This window comes from Streptomyces sp. NBC_00727 (assembly GCF_045161745.1).
Classification (GTDB): domain Bacteria; phylum Actinomycetota; class Actinomycetes; order Streptomycetales; family Streptomycetaceae; genus Streptomyces.
Map to the genome: position 1 here is coordinate 878,060 of NZ_CP108981.1, position 22,699 is coordinate 900,758.

A 22,699-nucleotide genomic window follows, 5' to 3' on the forward strand; every position below is an offset into this window, starting at 1 on the left:
TCCGCTCACCCCCCGGAGGGCTGACCGGTCGTCCGGGGCGCGTTGGCCAGGTGGCTGCCCACGCGCTTGACCATGAGCGTCATCTCGTACGCCACCTGCCCGACGTCCGAGTCGGACTCGGCCAGCACGGCGAGACAGCTGCCGTCGCCGGCCGCGGTGACAAAGAGGAACGCCTCGTCGAGTTCGACGACGGTCTGGCGGACCCTGCCCGCGTCGAAGTGCCGGCCCACGCCCTTGGCCAGGCTGTGGAAGCCGGAGGCGACGGCGGCCAGGTGCTCGCTGTCCTCCCGCGTCAGGTCGCTGGACGCGCCGGTGGGCAGACCGTCGCTGGAGAGCACCAGCGCCTTGCGGATGCTGGCGACGCGCGCGACGAGTTCGTCGAGGAGCCAGTTGAGTTCGCCCGACCCCTGGCGTTCGGATTCGGGTGCTGCGGCGTTCGGTGCGGTCATGGACCGTCCCCTCCCGGAGTGGTTCCTGGTGCTGTGTCGCCGTGGCCGGTCACGTGTCCTCGGCGTTCTGCTGGCGGCCTCGCTGCCAGCCGCGCTGGAGCGAGGCCATACGGCTGCGTACCTCTTCGGCGTCCCGCCCGATGTCGTCGGCGCTCTCGACCGGGGCGGGTCGCGCCGTGCGGCTGTCCGGTCCCTCGCGCAGCTGCGGGGCGAGGCTGGCCTGCCGGACGCGGCGGGGCAGTCCGCCCACGGTGTCCGGGGCGGGTTCGGGCGTACGGGGTGCGGGCACCGTCGGCCCGGCGGGTTTGCGCAGACCGGTGGGCTGCGGGGGCTCGGCGGGGCGGAGCCGGTCCACCGGGCGGACCGGTTCGCGGTCCTCGGAGCCGGGGTGGGCGCGGCCCGGCCCGTCGACCCGGCGGCCCCGGTCGGTGACCAGGGTCGGCGGGCGGCGCCGGCGGGGCAGCGGCCTGGTGCCCTCGGGGTGCAGCGCCCGTACGCCGTCGTCGGCGGCCTGCTGGTGCTGCTCGCGGTCCCCGTCGCGGCGCAGTGCGCGGGCCCTGAAGATGCCGCCGCGTTCGCTCTCGGTGTCCTCCAGGTCGGCGACCCCGTCGAGCACGGGGTCGAGCCCCGGACCCGCCACCGCTTCGAGGACCGGGTCGCGGGTGAAGTCCAGCGGCTCGTCGCCCTCCAGCTCGACGGGTCCGTCCAGCAGGGCGGGGCCGGCCAGTCCGGTGGGCACCGGTGAGAGGCCGCTCGGCCGGCCCGGCACGTGGTCGTCGGCCTCGGGGCGGCCCTCGGCGGCGCCCGGCCTGCTGCTGGCGATGGCCTTCTCGGACCTGCGGTCGAGGCGGAAGCCGGAGCCGTGCGACTCGGGGGCGTCCGTGAGGAGCGCGGCGGGGATGAACACCACCGCCGTTGTGCCGCCGTACGGGGAGGTCTGGAGGGACACCCGGACGTTCTGCCGCTGGGCGAGCCGGCTGACCACGAAGAGGCCGAGGCGGTCGGTGTCGGACAGCTCGAACTCGGGGGTCTCGGCGAGCCGCAGGTTGGCGTCGAGCAGGACGTCGGGGGGCATGCCGAGGCCGCGGTCGTGGATCTCCAGGGTGAAGCCGTTGGCGACGCGCTCGCCGTGCACCTGGACCGCGGTGTGCGGCGGCGAGAACACCGTGGCGTTCTCCAGGAGTTCGGCGATCAGGTGGGTGAGGTCGGCGACGGCGGGGCCGCCCACGCCGATCCGGGGCAGCCGGCGGACCTCGATGCGTTCGTAGTCCTCGACCTCGGCGACGGCGGCGCGCACCACGTCCATCAGCTGGATGGGCTTGCGCCACTGCCGGGAGGGGGCGGCCCCGGAGAGGATCACCAGGCCCTCGGCGTGCCTTCGCATGCGGGTGGTGAGGTGGTCCAGGCGGAAGAGGTCGGCGAGTTCGTCGGTGTTCTCGGTGCGGCGCTCCATGGCGTCCAGGAGCGTGAGCTGGCGGTGCAGCAGGACCTGGTTGCGGCGGGCGAGGTTGACGAAGACCTCGGAGACACCGCGGCGCATGTCGGCCTGCTTGACGGCGGCTTCGACTGCGGCGCGCTGCAGGGTGTTGAGGGCCTGGCCGACCTGGCCGATCTCGTCGCGCTCGTACTGGAGGTGCGGGGACTCGGTCTCCACGTCGACCTGTTCACCCGCGGCGAGGCGGCGCATCACGCTCGGCAGCCGTACGCCGGACACCTCATGGGCGTCCTTGCGCAGCCGGGAGAGGTCGCGGACCAGCTCGCGGCCGATGCGTACGGAGACGAAGACGGAGACGACCAGGGCGAGGAAGCCGAGGACGCCGGCTATGCCCGCCTTGATGAGGACGCTGTAGCCGGCGGGTTTGCCACGGTCCTGGAAGCGGTTGTTCATCTCCGTGGAGTCGTTGGCCAGCCGGTCCAGGGCGGCCGGGGCGACTTCCTGCCAGCGGGCGGCGTCGGCGGTGCGCGGGCTGGTGGTGGGGCCCTGGTCGATGATCCGCTCCTCGGCGGAGCGCAGCGGTTCGCTGTCGGGGCCCTGCCAGTACTGCTCGACGCGCCTGCGTTCGGAGGCGGGGAGCAGGGCGAGGCTGGTCTCGTACAGCAGGGTGCGCTGGGCGACGAGGTCGGAGATCTGGCGGAGTTCGGGGGCGGCGAGCCGGCCGGCGAGGAGGCCGGAGGCGACCAGGGCGTCTTCCCGGGAGAGCATTTCGCGGGCGCGCGACATCCCGGTCAGCGCCCGGACCTGCTGGTCCATGGAGACGCTTTCCATGGTGTGCAGGCCGGTCAGGAACCGGTAGCAGGGGTCGATCAGCCGGTTGTAGTAGGCCATCGCCTTGAGCCGGCCGATGGTGCGCTTGTCCACGGAGTCGCGCAGGGCGTCGAGTCCTTCGACGGCGCCGAGTATCGAGGTGAGCTGGGTCTCGGCGGTCGGGCCGAGCGCGTCGCGGATGTCCTTCTCCCCGGCGCTCTTGCGGACCTGGGCCACGACCCGGTCGGTGGCGGCGCGCTGCCGGCTCAGCACGGGCAGGGCGTCGGATGCGCGCGGGTCGGCGAGGAAGACGAGGGTCTGGCGGCGCTCGTTCTGGATGACCCGGACGGTGTCCTCGAGGGGGTGGCCCACCTTCTCGACGACGGTGCTCCCGCTCAGCAGTTTCCCGGCCTCGCGCCCGGTGAGATAGGTGGCGAATCCCCAGAGGGCGGTGAGCGAGACGAGCGGCACCACGAGCAACGCCACGATCTTCCTGCGGATGGACTTTCCGCGAAAGCGCATGGCCTCCCCCAGGTCATCCCCGTGGGGCGGGGACGGGTCTCGTCAACAAACGGCGCGAGCCTACTACTGACACACAGGCAACTCGAAGGCACGTCCGGACGATTTTCGGCCGCGTTGCCGGGAGTTGACCATGGCTTGTCCTGGTATTCCGGGAGATGAAATTCACGAAAGCGACAGAAGACGCCCTGAGGAGTGGCACGTTCCTTCACGTCCCGGTTGGCTGGAATTCTTCGTTTCGTGACAGCTGGGAGGAATCTTCACCCCTGGCCATTCGTCTGCCTGTACGGGGGTAGGGGGGACCAACGGGACACGCTCGGGCGGACGGGACGGACGGTCCGCGTAGAAGGGGTGTATGCCGGGCAGCAACCCTTGAGTCGGACAGCGGTGGGAGTGAAGGGCCTTGGACACACAGGAGCGTGAGGGCGCGGTGGAGCCGGCGGAGGAGCTGAGCGCGCCGGAGCGGGCGGACATTCCCCGGCAGCCGCTGTGGGTGGAGGAGCCGGCGACGCGCAGGCGGATGCCGGATCCGGTGCGCACGGCGGCCGTGCGGGCGGTGCTCGTCATGTCGTTGACGGTGATTCTGGCGATGGTGGCGTTCCTGACCGCGCTGGCCGGGTCCTGGCTCTCCTTCCCGATGGTGCTGAGCGGGGTGGCGAGCACGGTGGTCGCGACGTGGGCGGTGCTGGACGTCTGGGTCACCCGCCAGGTGTGGAACCAGCGCAACGGCGTGGTCTCCGAGCCCAGCAGCTCGGCCCGGGCCCTGCGCCGTGAGCGGCGCAGGGCGCGGCGTGAGGCCCGTGCCACGCAGCGGGACGCGGCGCGGATAGGGCGCCGGGGCGCGGACCGCCGGCTGTCGCGGGCCTGACCGCCCCTCCGCCCGGGCGCTACGGGGTCCGGGTCTCCTCGACGGTCTCCGACGCGTCCGGTGTCCGAGGGGCCGGGGCGCCGCGCTTGAACATGCGGGTCGCGGTGATCTCGCCGTGCACCGTCTCGCTGCCCGGGTCCTGCTGCGGCAGCCCGGGGCGCAGGTGCTCCTCGACGCTGATGTACTTCAGCCCGGCCCGCAGGTCCGCGTCGTTGCGCAGGCGGATGACGAGCGGGAATTCCGCGAGCGCCGTCGTGTCGAACAGGCCCGTGGTGTACAGCAGTTGTACGCCGAGCGCGTCGGCCACCGCGCGCTGGAGCTCCAGCAGATAGGTGGCGTTGGCCCGGCCGATCGGGTTGTCCAGGAACAGCGTGCCCGCGTGCCGGTGCTCGGCCCGGTCGCGGCCCCGGTCGTTGCTGCGCAGGGCGGCCATCGTGCAGTACAGGGCGATCGCCGCGGTGAGCAGCTGTCCGCCGGAGAAGACGTCGCCCATCTGTCCGACGGGCACGCGCTCGGCGCGCAGGACGGCGTCCGGCTTGAGGATCTCCACCGCGATGCCCCTGGGTTCCAGGGCCGCCTGCACGCCGCGCAGGAGCAGGGACATGCCGTCCCGGCGCAGGTCGGAGTTCTTCCTGAGGGCCGCCCTGGTCGCCTCGTCGATGACCTCGCCGAGCCGTTCGGTGAGGGTGGCCTGGTCGGGCTCGTCGAAGCGGATACGGAGGAATTCCTGCCCGGACCACTCCCCCAGGCCCTCGGGGAGCCGGGACAGCCGCTGCGCGGAGCGGAGCGTGGTGAGCGCGGACTCCACCAGGCCGCGCAGCCGGTCGACGATGGAGTCGCGGTTGCGCTCCAGCTGGGCCAGCTCGTCGGTGAGGACGCGCAGCCGGGGCGCGAAGGCGGTGGCCCACTTCTCCGCGTGCTCGGGGAGCGCCGCGGCGGGCAGCTCGCGGATCTGCTGGCGGGCGGGGGTGCGGACCTGCTCGTAGCGGGTGGAGTTGGCGTGCCGTACGAGGACGTCGCTCGCCTCCCGGACGGCCGCCTCGGCGGCGGACAGGTCGGCGGCGCAGCCTCGCAGCGAGCGGCGGGCCTCGGCGGCGGACTGCCGGGCCTCCTCCAGGCTGCCCGGATACGGCTCGGGCTCCTCCGGGTCGTCCTCGGCGCCGTGGTCCCTGAGCAGGTCGCGCAGCAGGGCCGCGGTCTCGTCGAAGCCGCCCGCCGCGTCCTCGGCGGCGCGGTGGGCGTGCAGCAGCTCGGCGTGGGCGGCCCGGGCGGTGTCCAGCGCGGCGGTCGCGGCGGCCAGTTCGGCGGTGGCGGTGCGCAGGAGGGCCTGGGCCTGTTCGGCGTCGGCAGGCACCTGGTCGTCGGGCAGCTCGGTGTGCAGGCTCTCGCCGTCGGCGGGCGCCAGACGTTCGGCCTCGCCGCGCAGCCGGCCCAGCTGCTCGCTGGCGGCGGACGCCCGGGTCTCCAGGAGCTGGACGAGGGATTCGGCGCGGGCGGCGGCGGCCTGCCGGGACGGTCCGTCGGCGCCGTCGGTGCCCTCCAGGAGCTGGGCGGCCCGGGTGCGGACCTTGTTGGTGAGGCGGTCCAGCTCGGCGAGCGCGGCGCTCTCGTCGCTCTCGGCGCGGGCCTGCTCGGCGCGCAGGTCGGCGCCGACGCCCACCTTCTCGTACAGCTGGGACGCGGCCCGGTACGCCTCGCGCAGGGCGGGCAGCGCCTGGCGCGGGGCGTCCTCGCCGAGGTCGGGGAGGTGTTCGGGGGCGCCGGCGATCTCGGCGCGTTCGGCGCGCAGGGCGCGGGCGGTGCGGCGGGCGTCGTCGGCGGCGCGCTGGGTGGCGCGGCGGTCCTCGTCGGCGGCCCGGGCGCGCTCCAGCAAGACGGTCGCGCGGGCCTCGCACTCCGCGGCCTCATCGGTCAGTTCGCGCAGCTTCGCCTGCCAGCCGGCCCGTTCGCGCAGCCGGAAGGCGAGTCCGGCGAGCGCGTCGGCGGCCCGGCGGGCGCGCTGCGCGGCCTCCTGGCGCTCCTCGCGGATCCGGGCGGTGTCGGCGGCGGCCTCGTCGGCCTCGGCGCGGATCGCGCGGGCCTCCGCGAGGGCGACCTCGGCGGTCTCGGCGGCGGTGCAGGCGGCACCGGCGGCTTCGGCCAGTTCGGCGAGCATGCCGGGCGGGCAGTCGGCGCGCCAGGATCCGATGCGGGCGGCGAGCGCGCGGTCGGCGCCGAGGCGGGCGGCGAGCACGCGGATGTCCTCGTCACGGGCGGCGGCCCGGCTGCGCAGCGCGTGGCGCTCCTCGTCGGCGGCGTGCTCGTCGTGCATGGCCGGGTTCGGCGGTACGAGGAAGACGCCATCGGCCGCCCCGCTGCCCGGATCCGGCACGGGGGCGAGGAGGGCGGCGGCGGTGCCGACGGCGACGGCGGACCGGGGCAGCAGGGCGGCGGCGCCCAGGACGTCGCGGGCACGGGCGTGGGCGTCGGGGTCGGTGATGACGACGCCGTCGACGAGCTCGGGGCGGGCGGCGAGGACGGCCGCGTGGTCGGCGGGGTCGACGGCCTGGGCGAGGTAGCGCCAGCCGGGCAGGGCGGGGATGCCCTGTTCGCCGAGGTATTCCACGGTGGCCAGGACGTCGGGGCTCGGCGGGAGGAGGCCACCGTCGCCGAGCGCGCCCAGGATGCGGGCGTCGTCGGCCGCCGCGGTGCGCAGTTCGAACAGGCGGCGTTCGGCGGTGGCGACGCTCCGGTCGAGCAGGTCGCGCAGCTCGTCCGCGCCGCGGTCGAATTCGTCGGCGGTCAGGGGGTGGCCCGCGGTGGGGGCGCCGTCCGAGCCTGCGGCCTCGTCGGTGACGTGCGGATCGCCGTCGGTGGCTTCGGCCCCGGGCGCGGCTGCCTGCCGGGGCCGGGGGACGCCGCCGGTCTGGGTGGCCCCGCCGGTCCGGGCGCCGGGCAGCCCGAGCAGTTCGGCGAGGCGGGGTTCGGCGGCGATCGCACCGGCGGCCCTCAGCTCGGCCTCGTACGCCTGCTCGGCGGCGCGGGCGGCGTCGGCGGCGCGGGCCGCGGCGAGTTCGGCGCGGCTCTCGTCGGCGGTGGCCTGCCGGGCCCGGTCGGCGGTGGCTCCGGCGGCCTCGCGGGCGGTGTCCCAGGCGGCGACGGCGGACTGTTCGGCGTCGTTCGCGGCGAGGGCGGCCCTGGCGGGGTCGGCGTGGGGCGCGGTGTCGTCGAGCCAGCCGGCCCGGACGGCTTCGGCGGTCTCCTGCTCGACCTCGGCCAGGCGCTGGCGCAGGTGGCCGGCCTCGCTGCGGGCGCGCTGGGCCTCGGTGGCGGCGGTGGTGGCGTCCCGGTGGGCGGCCTCGCCGGCGCTCTGCAGGGCGTCGGAGCGCCCCTCCTCCTCGTTGGCCCGGCTCTCCCCCGCCTCGGCGGCGGTGTGCAGGGCCCGTACGAGGTCGGCGGCCGCGGTCGCGCGGGCGGCGAGGGCGGGGGCGGCGTCGCGCTCGGCCTCCAGGATCGCGGCGGCGACGCGGGCGGAGCGGTCGGCGGCGGCGCGGTGGCGCAGGACGGCTTCGGCGGCCTGCCAGGCGGAGTGCAGGGTGCGGGCGTCGCCCAGTTCGCGGCGCTGGGCGGCGGCGCTCTTCTCGGCGGCGGTCAGGGCCAGCGAGGCGTGCCGGTAGGCGAGTTCGGCGGCGATCAGGGCGCTGCGGCCGCGGCTCTCCTCGGCGCCGGTGACGGTATGGGCGGCGCCGGTGACCTGCTGGGCGAGCTCGGCGGCCCGGCCGCGCTCCTCACCGGCCCGGGCGGAGAGCCGGCGGGCGAGGGTGCGGGTGCGGCGCTCGGCTCCGGCGTGGATGTCGCGGGCATGGGCGCGGGTCCCGGCGGCGTCGACGATGCGGCCCAGGAGGTCGACGGAGCCGGCGGTGAAGTCGCGTTCGGCGGTGAGTTCGGCGCGGCGGCCGAGCTTGTTGCCGAAGCCGCTGACGAGGTCGGCGAGGCCGTCCGTGTCGCGGGTGTCGGTGACGGCGCGCAGCAGCAGGTCGGTGAAGTCGGAGTCCTTCTTGACCGCGAAGAGGCCGGCCGCCTCGCCCTCGTCGGCGTTCATCTCGCGCTGGTAGCGGAAGAGTTCGGGGTCGAGGCCCAGTTCGCCGAGGTGCTCGTTCCAGCGGTCGTGGATCTCCTCCCAGTGCACGTCGAGGTGCTGGTAGAACTTGCCGGCCTCGGTGAGCGCGTCCCGGAAGCCCTTCATGGTGCGGCGCCTGCCGCGGGCGCCGGAGACGCCTTCGGCAGGGCGGCCGACGGCGGTGGACTCGGCGACGGGCAGCGAGTCCAGGCCGAGCCCGGGGCCGGGCCGGAACGAATACCAGGCCTCCGCGAACTTCCGGGGGTCGTTGGAGACCTGGCGTCCGCGCCACTCGCTGACCTTGCCGACGACCACGCACTCGCCGGTCAGCGTGTGCTGCCATTCCAGGGCGACGTGCCCGCAGTCGTCGGCGAGCAGGAACTTGCGCAGCACGCCGGAGCTGGCGCCGCCGAGGGTGTTGCGGTGGCCGGGGAGCATCACCGAGAAGATCAGCTTCAGCAGGACGGACTTGCCGCCGCCGTTCTCCAGGAAGAGGACGCCGGCGGGCGCGGGCCTGCGCGGTGGGCCGACCGGCTCGTCCTCGAAGAACTCCGCCTGCGCGGGTGCGGGACGGGGCACGGGCTCGCCGACGCCGCGCAGGTCGAGCACGGTGTCGGCGTAGCGTGCGCCGGCCGGCCCGATGGAGTAGAGGCGGACCCGGGACAGCTCGTACATGGCGGCGGACTCTCGTCGTTCGGGGAGCGGAGGGAAGGCGTCGGTGGCGGGGCGGGTCAGCCGTGGAACGGCAGGCCCGCGTCGGCCACCAGTTCCAGGTCGTCGGGGTCCGGGGGCGGCAGCAGGGTGGCGCTTCCGTCGGTGACGGGGACGACGCCAAGGTCGAGGAGCTCGGCCATGGCGGCGCTGCCGGCCATGTCGCGTACCTGGAGCTGGTAGCGGGCGGTGGTGCGGTAGGTGCCTCCGGCGTCGTCGCCGGTGCGCTGGAGGAAGCCGGAGTCGGTGAGGAAGGCGACGGCCTTGCCGATGATGCCGGTGGTGGAACCGGCGAGCCGGCGGGCGTCCTTGGTGGCGCCGGTGGCGCTGCGCCGGGCGTAGACGCGCCAGCCGGCCTCCAGGCCGGGGGCGTCGCTGGCCGGGTCGGTGTTGTCGCCCTGCTCCTCGGCGCGCTCCTCCAGGCGGTTGCACGCCTGGCGGACGAAGGCGTCGACGCCGTTGACCGTGATCCGGCCGATGTAGGCGTCGTCGGCGAGGTCCTCGGGGCGCGGGAAGGCCATCGCGGCGACGGCGAGGTGGGCAAGGCCGTGCAGGAAGCGGTCGGCGCTGTCCGACGAGGCGCGGCGCGCGTAGTCGCCCATGCGGACGGCAAAGAGCGAGTCCTCGCCCGCCGTGACGGCCATGCCGGCCCGGGGCGAGACCTCCAGGACGATGAGGCCGAGGCCGGTCGCGACGGCGTCGGCGAGCCGGGCGAAGGCGGGGTCCTCCCGGTAGCGGCGGAGCAGTTCGGCGTACTCGGCGTCGCGGGCGGGCAGCAGCTTGGGCTGGAGGCCGAAGGCGACGAGCCGGGCGGCGTCGGCCGCGTCCGCCGGGGTGACGGCGGCCGGTGCTGGCGCGGGCCGGTCGGGCTCGTAGGCGGAGGCGGGCCGGTCGGCGGGCTCGCTCCACGCGTCGGCGTGCTCTGCGTGGTGGTCGCTCACGACACTCGCTCCTTGGTGCGGAAGGTACTGCGGAAGGTGCTGCGGGCGGGCCCGGGGCCAGGGGCTGTCACGGCGCCTCCGAGCGGTCCGCCGCCATGCCGGCGGCGTCGAGCAGGGCCGTGCCCACGATCAGGTCGGCGCCGCCGAACTCCTCGTCGTCGAGCGGGGTGCCGTCGTCGACGGAGAACAGCAGGCGGCGCTCGCCCTGGCGGTAGGCGGTGCCGACCGGAGGGCTCGCGGCGTGCACCGCGAGCAGGGCGACCAGGTAGGGCAGGTCCGGGTCGCGCCGGCGGGCGTCGGCCAGGAGGCCGGAGAGCCGGCGCGGCGCGTCGTGCTCCAGGTCGAGCAGCTCCATCGCGGCGGCCAGCTGCTCCTCGCTGAAGCGGCTGTCGTCCGGCGTGGCGATCAGGTCCGGCTCGGGCATCTCCGCGCCGAGGTGTTCGCGGGCCGGCGGCGGGCTGAGGAGCAGGTCGACCAGGTCGCCCACCCGTACGGAGACCGGGGTGCGCAGGCCCGTGCCGTGCGCGAAGAAGGCGTCGGTGGCGCGGCTCGCCTGCTCGACCGGCAGCGGCAGCAGCGGGCCGAGGAGCTGCCCGTACAGGTCGAGGCCGGTGCGGGCGGCGGGGGCGGCGAAGGCCTGGCGGTCCTGCTCGGCGCGGAAGAGCGGGCCGGCCTCCAGCAGCCGGGACTGGAGCTGGGTGTGGCGGCGGATGCAGTCCTTGACGATGTCGACGAGCTCGGCGGCGCGGCGCTTGTGCTCGGGGTCCTCGGCCTCGTCGCGGGCCTTGCGGATGTTGGTGAGGATCGCGTTCTCGTGGCGGTAGCGGTCGGCGACGTGGTCCAGCGCCTCGGCGATCATGTCGGGCACGGCGTTGAGCCAGTCGACCGCGCGGACGTTGCGCCGGGTGGCGTCGAGCGTCTTGCGCAGCGTTTCCGCGTACTGCACGGTCCGGTAGCGGGCCTGTTCGGCGGCGAGCTGGGCGTCGGCGAGCCTGCCCCGGCTGATCAGGACCTCCAGCTTCACCTCGGCGGCGATCTGGGCGCTGGTGACGTCCGTGTCGAGGGCGCCGACGAGGACGTTGACCGCTTCGTCGGTGGCCCTGAGGTAGACGCTGCCGCCGTGCCCGGGAACCTCCTCGATCAGCTTGAAGTCGTAGTCGCGGCGGACGTAGGCGCCGTCGGGCCCGAAGGTGCCGTAGACCGCGCGGAAGCCTCGGTCCACGCTGCCGACGTTGATCAGGTTCTCCAGGACCCAGCGGGCGACCCGTTCGTGCTCGGCGGCAGGGCGGGAGGGGGCCTGGGCGGCGACGCGCGGGAGGAGCCTGGCCACTATCTGGTCGTGGTCCGCGCCGGTGTCGAAGTCCATGTTGAGCGTGACGTGGTCGATCGCCGCGAGGGCGACCTCGGCCATCGCGTATCCGCTGTACTCACCGGCGAGGTTCGCCTTGCGCACGTCCAGGTCGTGCAGCGGCGCCGTGCAGGCGAGCGCGCGCAGCCGACGGGACAGCCCCTCGTCGGCGGCCGGGCCCGGTGCGGGCCGCGGCCCCGCGCTGAGCTGGGGCGCAGCGTTGTCCGTGTAGGCAGGCGAAGTCACGGTGCACAGATTAGGTCCTCGCACCGACAACGGTCGAAACGGCGCAGAAGGGCCGCACCCGGCGGGGCCGCTCAGGCCTGCGCGCCCTCAGCGTCCGGCTCCCCGTATCCCCCGCCCCCGGGGGTGCGCAGCACCAGCACGTCGCCCGCGCCGGCGTCCGCGCTGTCGCAGCCGGCCAGCTCGGTGCGGCCGCCGTCGGCGCGTTCGATGTGCTGGCTGCCGAGCGCGCCGGGTGCACCGCCCGCCATGCCGTACGGGGGCACGCGGCGGTGTCCGGTGAGCAGGGCGAGGGTGACCGGTTCGAGGAAGCGGATGCGGCGCTCGACCCCGCAGCCGCCGGGGTGGCGGCCGGCTCCCCCGCTGCCGTCGCGTACCCGGAAGCTCTCCAGCAGGACCGGGTAGCGCCACTCCAGGATTTCGGGGTCGGTGAGGCGGGAGTTGGTCATGTGGGTCTGGACGGCGTCGGTGCCGTCGAAGTCCTCGCCCGCGCCCGAGCCGCTGGCCACGGTCTCGTAGTACTGCACCCGGTCGTTGCCGAAGGTGAGGTTGTTCATGGTCCCGGAGCCCTCGGCCTGGACGCCCAGGGCCGCGTACAGGGCGCCGGTGACGGCCTGAGAGGTCTCGACGTTGCCGGCGACCGTGGCGGCGGGCGGGGCGGGGGCGAGCATGGAGCCCTCCGGGACACGGATCTCCAGCGGGTTCAGGCAGCCGCTGTTGAGCGGGATGTCCTCGGCGACCAGGGTGCGGAAGACGTACAGCACGGCGGCCATGACCACGGACTTCGGGGCGTTGAAGTTGCCCGGCTGCTGCGGTGAGGTACCGGCGAAGTCGATGACCGCGCCGCGGGCCTCGCGGTCGACTGTCAGGGTCACCTCGATCACAGCGCCGTTGTCCGTCTCGTACCGGTAGTGGCCGTCGTCCAGCCCGGCGATGATGCGGCGCACCGACTCCTCGGCGTTGTCCTGCACATGCCCCATGTAGGCGTCGACGGCCTCGGTGCCGAACTGGCCCGTCATGGCGCGAAGTTCGGCGATGCCCTTCTCGTTGGCGGCGATCTGGGCGCGCAGGTCGGCGAGGTTGGTGTCGGGGTCGCGGGAGGGGTACGGGGCGGTGGTGAGGAGTTCGCGGGTGGCGTCCTCGCGGAAGGTGCCGTCGCGTACCAGGAGCCAGTTGTCAAAGAGGACGCCCTCCTCCTCGATGGTGCGGCTGAAGGCGGGCATGGAGCCGGGGGTGATGCCGCCGATCTCGGCGTGGTGGCCGCGCGAGGCCACCAGGAACTTCAGCACCGGCCCGTCGCCGCTCTCGTCGAACACCGGTGTCACGACGGTGACGTCGGGCAGGTGGGTGCCGCCGTGGTACGGGTCGTTGATGGCGTACACGTCGCCGGGGCGCAGGGTGCCGGCGTTGCGGTGCAGGACCTCCTTGATGGACTCGCCCATGGAGCCGAGGTGCACCGGGATGTGGGGTGCGTTGGCGATGAGGTTGCCGTGCGCGTCGAACAGCGCGCAGGAGAAGTCGAGGCGCTCCTTGATGTTGACGGAGCGGGCGGTGTTCTCGAGGGTCACGCCCATCTGCTCGGCGATGGACATGAAGAGGTTGTTGAAGACCTCCAGCATCACCGGGTCGACCTGGGTGCCGACGGCCTGCCGGGCCGGGCGGGGGCGGGCCCGGGTGAGAACGAGGTGCCCGCCGGCGGCGAGTTCGGCCTGCCAGCCGGGGTCGACGACGGTGGTGGCGTCGGCCTCCGCGACGACGGCGGGCCCCAGGACCGTGTCGGTGACCCTGAGGTCGGTCCTGCGGTGCAGCGGGGCGTCCCGCCACCGGCCGTCCGCGAACATCCGCACGGTGTCGTAGGGGCGCGGGGTGGTGGGGGCGCCCTCGTCGCGTCCAGCCGGCCGGATCTCCTCGTGGCCGCCGGCCGTGCCGGTCGCCTCGACGGAGACGGTCTCCACGACGAGCTGCCGGTCGGCTGTGAAGCCGTAGCGGGCGCGGTGTTCACGGGTGAACGCCTCGGTCATGGCGCCGGCCGTGTCCAGGGCCACGGGCAGGCTCGCGTCGGTGCCCTCGTACCGCAGCAGCACCCGGGCGCGGGTCGAGATGGCGTCGACGGGCACGCCGTCGGCGCGCAGGTCGGCGCTCGTACGCTCCGCGAGCTCGTCGCAGAGTTCTCGCACCCGGGTCTCGGTGCCGGTGTCGAGGGCGGCCTCGAAGGACTGCTCGCGCATGGCGGTGGCGTCGGCGAGCCCGATGCCGTACGCGGACAGCACACCGGCCAGCGGCGGTACGAGGACGGTGTCGATGCCGAGGGCGTCGGCGACGGCGCAGACGGCCTGGCCGCCGGCCCCGCCGAAGCCGGTGAGGGCGTAGCGGGTGATGTCGTGCCCGCGCTGCACGGAGATCTTCTTGACCGCGCCGGCCATGGCGAGGACCGCGATCTCCAGGAAGCCGGCCGCGGTCTCGGCCGCCGTCCGCTTGGTGCCGGTGGCCCGGGCGACCTCATCGGCCAGCTCCTCGAAGCGTTCCCGTACGACGTCCGCGTCGAGCGGCTGGGCGCCGTCCGGGCCGAAGACGGCGGGGAAGTGCGCCGGGTGGACGCGGCCCAGCATGACCTGGGCGTCGGTGACGGTCAGCGGCCCGCCCCGGCGGTAGCAGGCGGGTCCCGGCACCGCACCCGCGGAGTCGGGGCCGACCCGGTAGCGCCGGCCGTCGAAGTGCAGGACCGAGCCGCCGCCGGCCGCGACGGTGTGGATGTTCATCATGGGCACCCTCATCCGCGCGCCCGCGACCTCGGCGCCCAGTTCGCGTTCGAACTCGCCCGCGTAGTGGGAGACGTCGGTGGAGGTGCCGCCCATGTCGAAGCCGATGACCCGGTCGTGGCCGGCCTGCCCGGAGGTGCGGACCATGCCGACGACCCCGCCGGCCGGCCCGGAGAGCACCGCGTCCTTGCCCCGGAAGTGGGCGGCCTCGCGCAGCCCGCCGTTGGACTGCATGAACATGAGCCGGATGCCGGGCAGTTCGGCGGCGACCGAGTCGACGTAACGGCGCAGGATGGGTGAGAGGTAGGCGTCGACGACGGTGGTGTCGCCGCGCGGGACGAGCTTGATCAGCGGGCTGACCTCGTGGGAGCAGCTGATCTGGGTGAACCCCGCGGCCTGGGCCTCGGCGGCGACCGCCTGCTCGTGGGCGGGGTGGCGGTAGCCGTGCATCAGGACGACGGCCGCGCTGCTCAGCCCGTCGGCGCGGGCCTCGCGCAGCCGCGCGGCGACGGCCTCCCGGTCCAGCGGGGTGACGGTGCGGCCGTGGGCGTCGATGCGCTCGGGGACCTCGATGACCCGGTCGTACACGGCTTCGGGGAGCAGGATGCGGCGGTCGAAGAGGCGGGGGCGGTTCTGGTACGCGATGCGCAGGGCGTCCCGGAACCCTTCGGTGATGACCAGGGCGGTCGGTTCGCCGCGCCGCTCCAGCAGGGCGTTGGTGGCGACGGTGGTGCCCATCTTGACGGCGGCGACGCGGTCTGCGGGGACCGGTTCGCCGGGCGCGAGGCCGAGCATCAGCCGGATTCCGGCGACGGCGGCGTCCCGGTAGCGGTCCGGGTCGTGCGAGAGGAGTTTGCGGGTGACGAGCTGCCCGTCGGGGCGCCGTCCCACCACATCGGTGAAGGTGCCGCCACGGTCGATCCAGAACTCCCAGCGCCCGGTCATACCCCCATACTGGCCTGCCGTCCGGTGATCACGGAACAGGGCGCGGCGCGGGGCTGCGGCGCGGGTGCCCGGCGGTGGTGTGCCGGGCGGGCCGGAGCGGCGCGCCCCCGACGCGCTGCACTCCTGCGGGCCAGGTGCGGCCCTCGTACGGGACGGTGTCCGGCGGCTCAGACCGCCGGGGCGTCCGGGCCGATCCTGCTGCGTACCGCCGACTGGACCTCGGCCTCCTCGGCGGGGTCGGCGGCCAGCCGGCGCAGCCGCTCGGCCACCCGCAGGTCACCGGTCTCGGCGTGGAGCGCGGCGACCTCGCGGGTCGTCTCCTCGCAGTCCCACAGGCATTCGACGGCGAACCCGGTGGCGAAGGAGGGGTCGGTGGCGGCCAGGGCGCGGGCGGTGCGGCCGCGCAGCTGGGAGGAGGACGTCTCGCGGTAGATGTGGCGCAGTACGGGGGCGGCGCAGGCGATGCCCAGCCGGCCGGCGCCGTCGACGAGGGGCCACAGCCGGGGTGCGTCGGGGCCGTCGCCGCGTACGGCGTCGCGCAGGGCGCCGAGCACGGCGGGGGCGTCCTGCGGACCGCCGCGTCCGGCCAGCACACCGGCGGCCGACGCGCCGAGGGCGTCGGGCCTGCGGGCCCAGCGGCGGGCGCGTTCCACGGCGTCCTCGCCGCACATGCGTTCGAAGGCCGTGACGGCGCCGTCGGCGACGGTGCCCCGGGGTTCGGTGGCGGCGGCCTCGATGAGGTCGAGCACGACGGGGTCGCGGACCTCGGCGGCCAGATAGTGGAGGGCGGCGCAGCGGGCGGCGTCGGGTCCGCTGCGGGCGGCCTCGACGATCTCGGGCCGGTCCTCGGGGCCGGCGACGGCGGCGAGGCAGCGGGCGGCCGGCACGTGCAGCAGGCTGCCGCGCTCCAGCCCCTGCCGCGCCCAGTCGAAGACCGCCCGGACGCTCCAGCCGGGCCGGGGGCCGCCGGGGCGCATCTGGCGCTGCCAGCGGTCGAAGGACCCCTGTTCGGAGGCGGCCCGGACGCGGGTGCCGACCGTCTCGCGCGGGTCGTCGGCCCACAGGCGCCAGGGGCGGGGCTCATAGGCGTCCCGGACGGTGGCGGCCAGCTCGGCGCGTCCCTCGGCATCGTCCGGGAACCGGGCGAGCACGGGTTCGGCGAGGGAGCGCAGGCCCGCGTCGTCGTCGCGCAGGGCCAGCTCGTCGAGGGCCCAGGCCCAGTTGGAGCCGGTCGCGGCGTAGCCCCGCAGCACGGCGAGGGCGTCGCCGCGCCCGTAGGAGGCGAGGTGACCGAGGACGGACAGGGCGAGGCCGGTCCGTGAGTCGTCCGTGTCGAGGTGGTCCTCGGGGTCGGACAGGTGCCGCTCGATCTCCTCGACGCCGCCGTCGAGGTCGAGGTAGAGGCGTGCGTAGTAGAGGGAGCGGTTCTCCGCCTGCCAGTCGTGGCGGGGGTCGCTCAGGACGCAGTGGTTGAGAGCCGCCAGGGCCTCGGAGCGCGGTGCGGCGAGCGCGTGGAGCGTGCCGTCGCCGCGGCCCCTCTGCAGCAGGCCGAGCAGGGTGCCGCTCGGCGCTATGAACGGATCGAACATGGGGGAAGGCCTCACATCAAGCTGTCGACGCAACCGGGACTGTGCAGTTCCACGTGCTCGGGGAGCACTAGGCCGCGCAGCAACATGATTCGCCGACCGCCGTCTTCTGCCTGGTGTAGAACATCTTCCTCTGCCTCTCGTCGGGTGACCCGGATCGGGCCCGCGACGTCATGATGACCCAGCCATTTCGCCACCGCGACCACATTTACGGCGAACCCGTTCAGCGGGCGCCGAAGAGTTCCAGCAGGTCGCCCTTGCCGAACATGCGTGCGGTGTCCACCGCGGAGGGCGTTCCGGCGGCCGGATCGGCCCCGGCGTCGAGCAGGGCGCGTACCACCGCTTCCTCGCCCTTGAAGACGGCTCCGGCAAGCGGCGTCTGGCCCCGGTCGTTGGCCCGGTCCGGGTCGGCGCCGCGGGCGGCGAGGGCCGTGACCGCGGGGGCGTGCCCGTGGTAGGCGGCGAGCATCAGGAGTGTGTCGCCCCGGTCGTTGGTGAGGTTGGCGGGCACCCCGGCGTCCACGTAGGCGGCGAGGGCGTCGCAGTCGCCGCCGCGCGCCAGGTCGAACACCTTGGACGCCAGCTCGACCACCTCGGGATCGGGGGTCTCGCTCATCGGGGTACCGCCTTCCTTGACCGTTGACGCCGCCGTCGGCGGCCGGGACGTGCACGGCGCGGGCCGTGCGAGTGAACCGACAGGGTACTGCCCGTACGGGTGTGTGATCCGGTCCGGACCTCACATCCGCCAGTCGAGTGGATAATCACCCTTTTCACCCGATTGCGCCTTTTGCCCTATGGATACTTGGGGTGAGCCTGGAAGGACTCATGGTGACTGTCCCCCCAACCAGGAGAACCACTCATGATCCTTTCCATGTCAGGCGTCGTCATCCTCGGCATCATCGTCTTCCTCTTCTTCAGGAAGGACGGCCTCAAGGCGTCGCACGCCCTCGTCACCGCCCTGTTCGGCTTCTACCTGGCCGGCACCGCCATCGCACCGAGCATCACCGCGGGCGGAGCGAGCCTGGCCGGACTCCTGGGCGGGATCAAGTTCTGACCCTCCGCCCCCGCACCGGCCTTCAGGAGACACAGGAGACAGACGTGGCCCGGCGACCACTCCCCCGCATTCTGAGCAGCGGCAGCGCCTCGATCACCCGCAGTCGGGAGATCGCGCGCACGGCCGCCGACAGCGCCACCGACGTGCTCCATCCGCTGATCACGCTCACACGTGGCCTGCGGATGCTGGCCGGCGCAGGACGGCACAAGTGGGCCGCGACGCCCAAGGACCGGCGTGGTCCCACGCTGTTCCTCGTCGCGGCCTGCGTACTCGTGGTCGCGCTCATCCCGTACGGGCCGCTGCTGGCCCTCGTCGCGGTGATGGGCGCAGCTGCATGGACGGGACGGGACCGCACCCCCGTCAAGACCGGACCCGACGAGGCGGAGACCGCCCGTCTGCGGTCCCTGTACGAGGCGCTCGTGCCGTACTTCTCCACGGCCGAGGACCCCAGCCCGCTGTTCAGCCACGGCGGCGAGTGGGAGAACGCCTTCAGCGGCTACGAGTTCGACGGCGACGGCCGCGTCTCGCGCCTCCAGGTCTCGTACCCCGCGTACTTCACCGACAGCGAGCCCGGTTCCCGGGCCCGGATCGAGCAGCTGCTGCACGCCAAATCGGGCCGCGGCCGGGAGTACCGCTTCGACTGGGACGAGGAGGGCAACCGGCTCGTGATGAGCGTGCTCGACGCCCTGCCCACCTCGCTCACCGCCCAGCGCTTCGTCACCGCCCCCGGGGAGACCGTCCTCGGGTTCACCGACGAGGACGCCGTGCAGCGCACGCTCCCCGTGAACGACGACACCGGCACCCGGGACGCCCCGGGCGTCGTCTGGCGCACCGGCCCCCGCTCCACCGAACCCCACCTGCTCGTCGCTGGGCAGCCCGGCAGCGGCACCACCTCACTGCTGCGGTCCGTCGCCCTCCAGGCGCTCCAGCACGGCGACATCCTGATCGTCGAGGGCAGCGGCACCGGCGAGTACGCCTGCTTCACCGGACGCGAAGGCGTCCTGGCCGTCGAGTGCGGCCCGGCCGGCGCCCTGTCCACCCTGGAGTGGGCGGCCAACGAGACGGAACGCCGGCTGATCGAGGCGAACCGCGCCCGGCAGGCCGGGGACCCCGTCCCCGAGGACCTCACGCGGCCGCTGTGGATCCTGCTGGACCGCCCGAGCGCACTGGCCCGGCCGGCCGGCGACGGGACGCCCGGTGTGCCCGAACTGCTCCAGATCCCGCTGCGGCACGGGCGGGCCGCCAACGTCGTCGTGGTGCTGGCGGAGGCGTTCGACCACATCGACGGCCTCGGGGAGACCGTCAGGACGCACACCCGGGCCCGCGTGGTGCTCGGCCGCTGCTCCGCCGGGCAGATCGAGGCGGTGCTCGGCACGGGCCCGCACACCACCCCGCCGACGGACGCCCCGCCCGGCCGCGGCTACGCCCGGTTCGGCGCGGGAGCCGTCCTGCGCCTCCAGGTCCCGGCCACGCCCGACCCGTACGACGACGCCACCAGCGAGGCGCAGCGCGCGGCGGTGCTGAGCCTGCTGCCGGAGCGGCGCACGGCGGTCGAGGCGGGGGGGCCGGAGCCGGCGCCGGCCGGGACGGAGACGGTGACCGCTGGGGTGGAGGCCGTGGCCGCGCCCGTCGGGGCGGAGGCCGTGGCCGCGCCCGTCGGGGCGGAGGCCGTGGCCGCGCCCGTCGATGCGGAGGCCGTGGCCGCGCCCGTCGATGCGGAGGCCGTGGCCGCGCCCGTCGATGCGGAGGCCGTGGCCGTCAGCGACTGAGACAGTGGGAACGAGGCAGGAGGGCCCGGCGTACTGCCGGGCCCTCCTGCCTCGTTCGGCGGCGGGGTCCGTGGCCACCCCGCGTAAAGGGGGCCCTGCCACGGAACGGCGGCCGTCAGGCGACGAAGGTGCGCGGTGCCTCCATGCCGGCCCCCGCGCCCGCGCCGACCAGGCGGGCCGCCTGGGCGAGGCGCTGGGCGGCCTCCTCCGCGACCGGGCCGCCGACCGTGAACGGCAGCCGTACGTAGCCCTCGAAGGCCCCGTCGACCCCGAACCGGGGCCCGGACGGGACGCGCACCCCGACCCCTTCCCCGGCCACCGCGAGCCGCGAACCGGACAGGCCGCCGGTGCGCACCCAGAGCGTCAGCCCGCCGCCGGGCACGGAGAACTCCCACTCCGGCAGCTCCCGGCGCACGGCGGCGACCAGCGCGTCGCGGTTCTCGCGGGCCTGTTCCCGGCGCAGCCGCACCGCTTCCGCCCAGCCGCCGGTGCGCATCAGCCAGTTCACCGCCAGCTGTTCGAGGACCGGGGTGCCCATGTCGGCGTAGGCGCGGGCGGCGACCAGGCTGCGGATCACGTCGGGCGCGGCCCGGACCCAGCCGATCCGCATGCCCGCCCAGAAGGCCTTGCTGGCCGAGCCCACGGTGAGGACCGTGGAGCCGGCCGGGTCGAACGCGCAGACCGGGCGCGGCATCGCCACGTCCTCGTCGAGCTGCAGCTCCCGCATCGTCTCGTCGACGACCAGGACCGTGCCGGCGGAGCGCGCGGCGTCCACCAGGGCGCGGCGGCGGTCCTCGTCGGCCAGCGCGCCGGTGGGGTTGTGGAAGTCCGCGACGACGTAACCGAGCCGGGGCGCGGCGTCCCGCAGGACCTGGCGCCAGCGGTTCAGGTCCCAGCCGCCGAGCCCCTCCTCCATGGCCACCGGCACCAGCCGGGCGCCCGCCTCCCGCATCAGCTGGAGGATGTTGGCGTAGCTCGGCGACTCCACCGCGATCCGCTCGCCGCGGCCGGCGAAGAGGTGGCAGATGGCGTCGATCGCGCCCATCGCGCCGGTGGTGACCATGATCTGCTCGGGCATGGTCGGGATGCCGTCGGCGGTGTAGCGGTCGGCGATCATCTGCCGCAGGGCGGGCAGCCCGGCCGGGTAGTCGCCGTGGGTGTGGGCGTACGGCGGCAGCTCCTCCAGTGCGCCCTGGACGGCCCGGGTCAGCCAGGGCTCGGGGGCGGGCAGCGAGGCGCAGCCCAGGTCGATCATGGAGCCCAGGGCCTCGGGCGGCAGCGGTTCCAGGCCGCGGGCGGGCAGCGGGTTGCCGGCCGGGACCGCGGTCCAGCTGCCGGCGCCGCGCCGGGACTCCAGGAAGCCCTCGGCGCGCAGCGCCTCGTAGGCGGCGGCGACCGTGGTGCGGCTGACGGCGAGGGCGACGGCCAGTTCGCGTTCGGCCGGGAGCCGGCCGGCGACGGCGACCCGGCCCTCCAGGACGAGCAGGCGGATACCGTCGGCGAGGGCACGGTAGGCGGGCGGGCGGCGGCTGCCGGGGCCGGCCGGCCGCTGCTGCTGGGCCTGGAGCTGCCGGGCCAGCTGGGCCGCCCCGACCGCCGAAGTCCACTGCGCCATGAGAATCAGTCCACCTTCCTCGGATTGGCCATGGTTGGCGGCCAATCACCTGCCACAGAGTGACACGGAGCGGTCCAACACCACCACTTCAGGGGGTACCCCTTGTCCAAGACCCTCGTCCCGCAGCGGGCGCACCTCACCCGACGGCTTGTCCAGCTGTACGCGGGTCTCGCGCTGTACGGGGCGAGCTCGGCCCTGCTGGTCGTGGCCGGCCTCGGTCTGGAGCCGTGGGGCGTGCTGCACCAGGGGCTCGCGGAGCGGACCGGGATCAGCATCGGCGTGGTCTCGATCATCATCGGCGCGATCGTCCTGCTGCTGTGGATCCCGCTGCGGCAGCGGCCGGGCCTGGGCACGGTCTCGAACGTGTTCGCCGTGGGCATCGCGATGGACGGCACGCTCGCCCTGGTCCCGGAGGTGCACGGCCTGGTGGCGCGGGCCGGTGTGATGGTCGCCGGGATCGTCCTCAACGGCGTGGCGACGGGCCTCTACATCAGCGCCCGGTTCGGCCCCGGCCCCCGCGACGGCCTGATGACCGGGCTGCACCGGCGGACCGGCAGGTCGATCAGGCTGGTGCGCACGGCGATCGAGATCGCGGTCGTGGTCACCGGGTTCGTGCTCGGCGGTTCGCTCGGCGTCGGCACGGTCCTGTACGCGGTGGCCATCGGGCCGCTCGCCCAGGTCTTCCTGCGCGTCTTCGCGATCCCGGAGGACGAGGGCACCTCGGGGGAGGCTCCCTCGCCCCGGCGGTCCATACTGCGGCGGTGACTTCCCAACGCCACCCCTATCTGGACCACCCCGCTCCGCTCGCGTTCGCCCACCGGGGCGGCGCGGCGGACGGCATCGAGAACACGGCGGCCGCCTTCCGCCGCGCCGCCGACGCCGGGTACCGCTACTTCGAAACCGATGTGCACGCGTCGGCGGACGGCCGGCTGGTGGCCTTCCACGACGCCACCCTCGACCGGGTGACGGACGCCCGGGGCCGCCTCGCGGAGCTGCCGTGGAGCGGGATACGCCGGGCCCGGGTCGCCGGGCGCGAACCGCTGCCGCTGTTCGAGGAGCTGCTGGAGGCGTTCCCGGAGGCCCGGTGGAACGTGGACATCAAGGCGGAGGCCGCCCTGGAGCCGCTGGTGGAGCTGATCCGCGCGACGGACGCCTGGGACCGGGTGTGCGTCGGTTCGTTCTCCGAGGCGCGGGTGGCCAGGGCGCACCGGCTGGCCGGCCCGCGCCTGGCCACCTCGTACGGGGTGCGCGGCATCCTCGGGCTGCGGCTGCGCTCGTACGGCATCCCGGCGGCGCTGCGGGCCGGGGCGGTGTGCGCGCAGGTGCCGGAGAGCCAGAACGGCGTGCGGATCGTCGACCGGCGCTTCGTGCGCGAGGCCCACGCGCGGGGGCTCCAGGTGCACGTGTGGACGGTGAACGAACCGGAGCGGATGGCCGCTCTCCTGGACCTCGGTGTGGATGGCATCATGACCGATCACATCGAGACGCTGCGCACGGTGCTGAGCGAGCGGGGGGCCTGGGTCTGACCGCGACGCCGGCCGGGCGGCG

General features: G+C 74.7%; 14 protein-coding genes. 5 read left to right on the plus strand and 9 right to left on the minus strand.

The features are described from left to right. Nucleotides 1-5 precede the first annotated feature (5 nt). Together OG242_RS03720 and OG242_RS03725 are read right to left on the minus strand one after the other, a co-directional pair. Nucleotides 6-449, minus strand: coding sequence for a roadblock/LC7 domain-containing protein (locus OG242_RS03720; RefSeq protein WP_405896775.1), 444 nt, complete (start codon nt 447-449; stop codon nt 6-8). A 49-nt stretch (nt 450-498) separates the two neighbouring features. Continuing rightward, nucleotides 499-3,216 carry a nitrate- and nitrite sensing domain-containing protein gene (locus OG242_RS03725; protein WP_405896776.1) on the minus strand — a complete coding sequence of 906 codons (2,718 nt, stop codon included), beginning with the start codon at nt 3,214-3,216 and terminating at the stop codon, nt 499-501. A gap of 400 nt (nt 3,217-3,616) precedes the next feature. On the opposite strand from OG242_RS03725, the gene OG242_RS03730 reads away from it, so the two are divergent. Continuing rightward, entirely contained in the window at nt 3,617-4,081 is a 465-nt protein-coding gene (locus OG242_RS03730) for a hypothetical protein (RefSeq protein WP_405896777.1), read from the plus strand. A 19-nt stretch (nt 4,082-4,100) separates the two neighbouring features. On the opposite strand, the gene OG242_RS03735 is transcribed toward OG242_RS03730, so the two are convergent. The 6 genes from OG242_RS03735 to OG242_RS03760 all read right to left on the minus strand — a co-directional run bounded on the left by OG242_RS03735 (nt 4,101) and on the right by OG242_RS03760 (nt 17,329). Beyond that, a complete protein-coding gene (locus OG242_RS03735; protein ID WP_405896778.1) occupies nt 4,101-8,855 on the minus strand; it encodes a hypothetical protein in 4,755 nt (1,584 codons plus the stop codon). 56 nt (nt 8,856-8,911) lie between these two features. Beyond that, entirely contained in the window at nt 8,912-9,832 is a 921-nt protein-coding gene (locus OG242_RS03740) for a hypothetical protein (RefSeq protein WP_405896779.1), read from the minus strand. 67 nt (nt 9,833-9,899) lie between these two features. Further along, nucleotides 9,900-11,426, minus strand: coding sequence for a hypothetical protein (locus OG242_RS03745; protein ID WP_405896780.1), 1,527 nt, complete (start codon nt 11,424-11,426; stop codon nt 9,900-9,902). Between the two features lie 71 nt (nt 11,427-11,497). Further along, entirely contained in the window at nt 11,498-15,127 is a 3,630-nt protein-coding gene (locus OG242_RS03750; protein WP_405896781.1) for a hydantoinase B/oxoprolinase family protein, read from the minus strand. Between the two features lie 167 nt (nt 15,128-15,294). Next, nucleotides 15,295-16,716 carry a HEAT repeat domain-containing protein gene (locus OG242_RS03755; protein ID WP_405896782.1) on the minus strand — a complete coding sequence of 474 codons (1,422 nt, stop codon included), beginning with the start codon at nt 16,714-16,716 and terminating at the stop codon, nt 15,295-15,297. Nucleotides 16,717-16,936: 220 nt separating this feature from the next. Next, nucleotides 16,937-17,329, minus strand: coding sequence for an ankyrin repeat domain-containing protein (locus tag OG242_RS03760; protein ID WP_405896783.1), 393 nt, complete (start codon nt 17,327-17,329; stop codon nt 16,937-16,939). 243 nt (nt 17,330-17,572) lie between these two features. On the opposite strand from OG242_RS03760, the gene OG242_RS03765 reads away from it, so the two are divergent. Both OG242_RS03765 and OG242_RS03770 read left to right on the plus strand, forming a co-directional pair. Further along, the gene (locus OG242_RS03765; RefSeq protein WP_018103962.1) at nt 17,573-17,767 is read left to right on the plus strand and encodes a hypothetical protein; all 195 of its coding nucleotides are present in this window, start codon (nt 17,573-17,575) and stop codon (nt 17,765-17,767) included. A gap of 44 nt (nt 17,768-17,811) precedes the next feature. Next, nucleotides 17,812-19,536: a hypothetical protein gene (locus tag OG242_RS03770; protein ID WP_405896784.1), complete on the plus strand. Its 1,725-nt coding sequence runs from the start codon at nt 17,812-17,814 to the stop codon at nt 19,534-19,536. Between the two features lie 115 nt (nt 19,537-19,651). On the opposite strand, the gene OG242_RS03775 is transcribed toward OG242_RS03770, so the two are convergent. After that, the gene (locus tag OG242_RS03775) at nt 19,652-21,151 is read right to left on the minus strand and encodes a PLP-dependent aminotransferase family protein (RefSeq protein ID WP_405896785.1); all 1,500 of its coding nucleotides are present in this window, start codon (nt 21,149-21,151) and stop codon (nt 19,652-19,654) included. A 102-nt stretch (nt 21,152-21,253) separates the two neighbouring features. On the opposite strand from OG242_RS03775, the gene OG242_RS03780 reads away from it, so the two are divergent. Beyond that, nucleotides 21,254-21,916, plus strand: coding sequence for a YitT family protein (locus OG242_RS03780; RefSeq protein ID WP_405896786.1), 663 nt, complete (start codon nt 21,254-21,256; stop codon nt 21,914-21,916). Further along, nucleotides 21,913-22,677, plus strand: a complete 765-nt coding sequence (locus OG242_RS03785) for a glycerophosphodiester phosphodiesterase (protein WP_405896787.1) — start codon at nt 21,913-21,915, stop codon at nt 22,675-22,677. The genes OG242_RS03780 and OG242_RS03785 overlap by 4 nt, the downstream gene beginning before the upstream one ends. The last annotated feature ends 22 nt before the right edge of the window (nt 22,678-22,699 follow it).

Excerpts from the sequence above, each read along its gene's own strand:
- OG242_RS03720 (WP_405896775.1), bottom strand. The coding sequence starts at position 449 with ATGACCGCACCGAACGCCGCAGCACCCGAATCCGAACGCCAGGGGTCG.
- OG242_RS03725 (WP_405896776.1), bottom strand. The coding sequence starts at position 3,216 with ATGCGCTTTCGCGGAAAGTCCATCCGCAGGAAGATCGTGGCGTTGCTC.
- OG242_RS03735 (WP_405896778.1), bottom strand. The coding sequence starts at position 8,855 with ATGTACGAGCTGTCCCGGGTCCGCCTCTACTCCATCGGGCCGGCCGGC.
- OG242_RS03750 (WP_405896781.1), bottom strand. The coding sequence starts at position 15,127 with ATGACCGGGCGCTGGGAGTTCTGGATCGACCGTGGCGGCACCTTCACC.
- OG242_RS03755 (WP_405896782.1), bottom strand. The coding sequence starts at position 16,716 with ATGTTCGATCCGTTCATAGCGCCGAGCGGCACCCTGCTCGGCCTGCTG.
- OG242_RS03760 (WP_405896783.1), bottom strand. The coding sequence starts at position 17,329 with ATGAGCGAGACCCCCGATCCCGAGGTGGTCGAGCTGGCGTCCAAGGTG.
- OG242_RS03765 (WP_018103962.1), top strand. The coding sequence starts at position 17,573 with ATGATCCTTTCCATGTCAGGCGTCGTCATCCTCGGCATCATCGTCTTC.
- OG242_RS03775 (WP_405896785.1), bottom strand. The coding sequence starts at position 21,151 with ATGGCGCAGTGGACTTCGGCGGTCGGGGCGGCCCAGCTGGCCCGGCAG.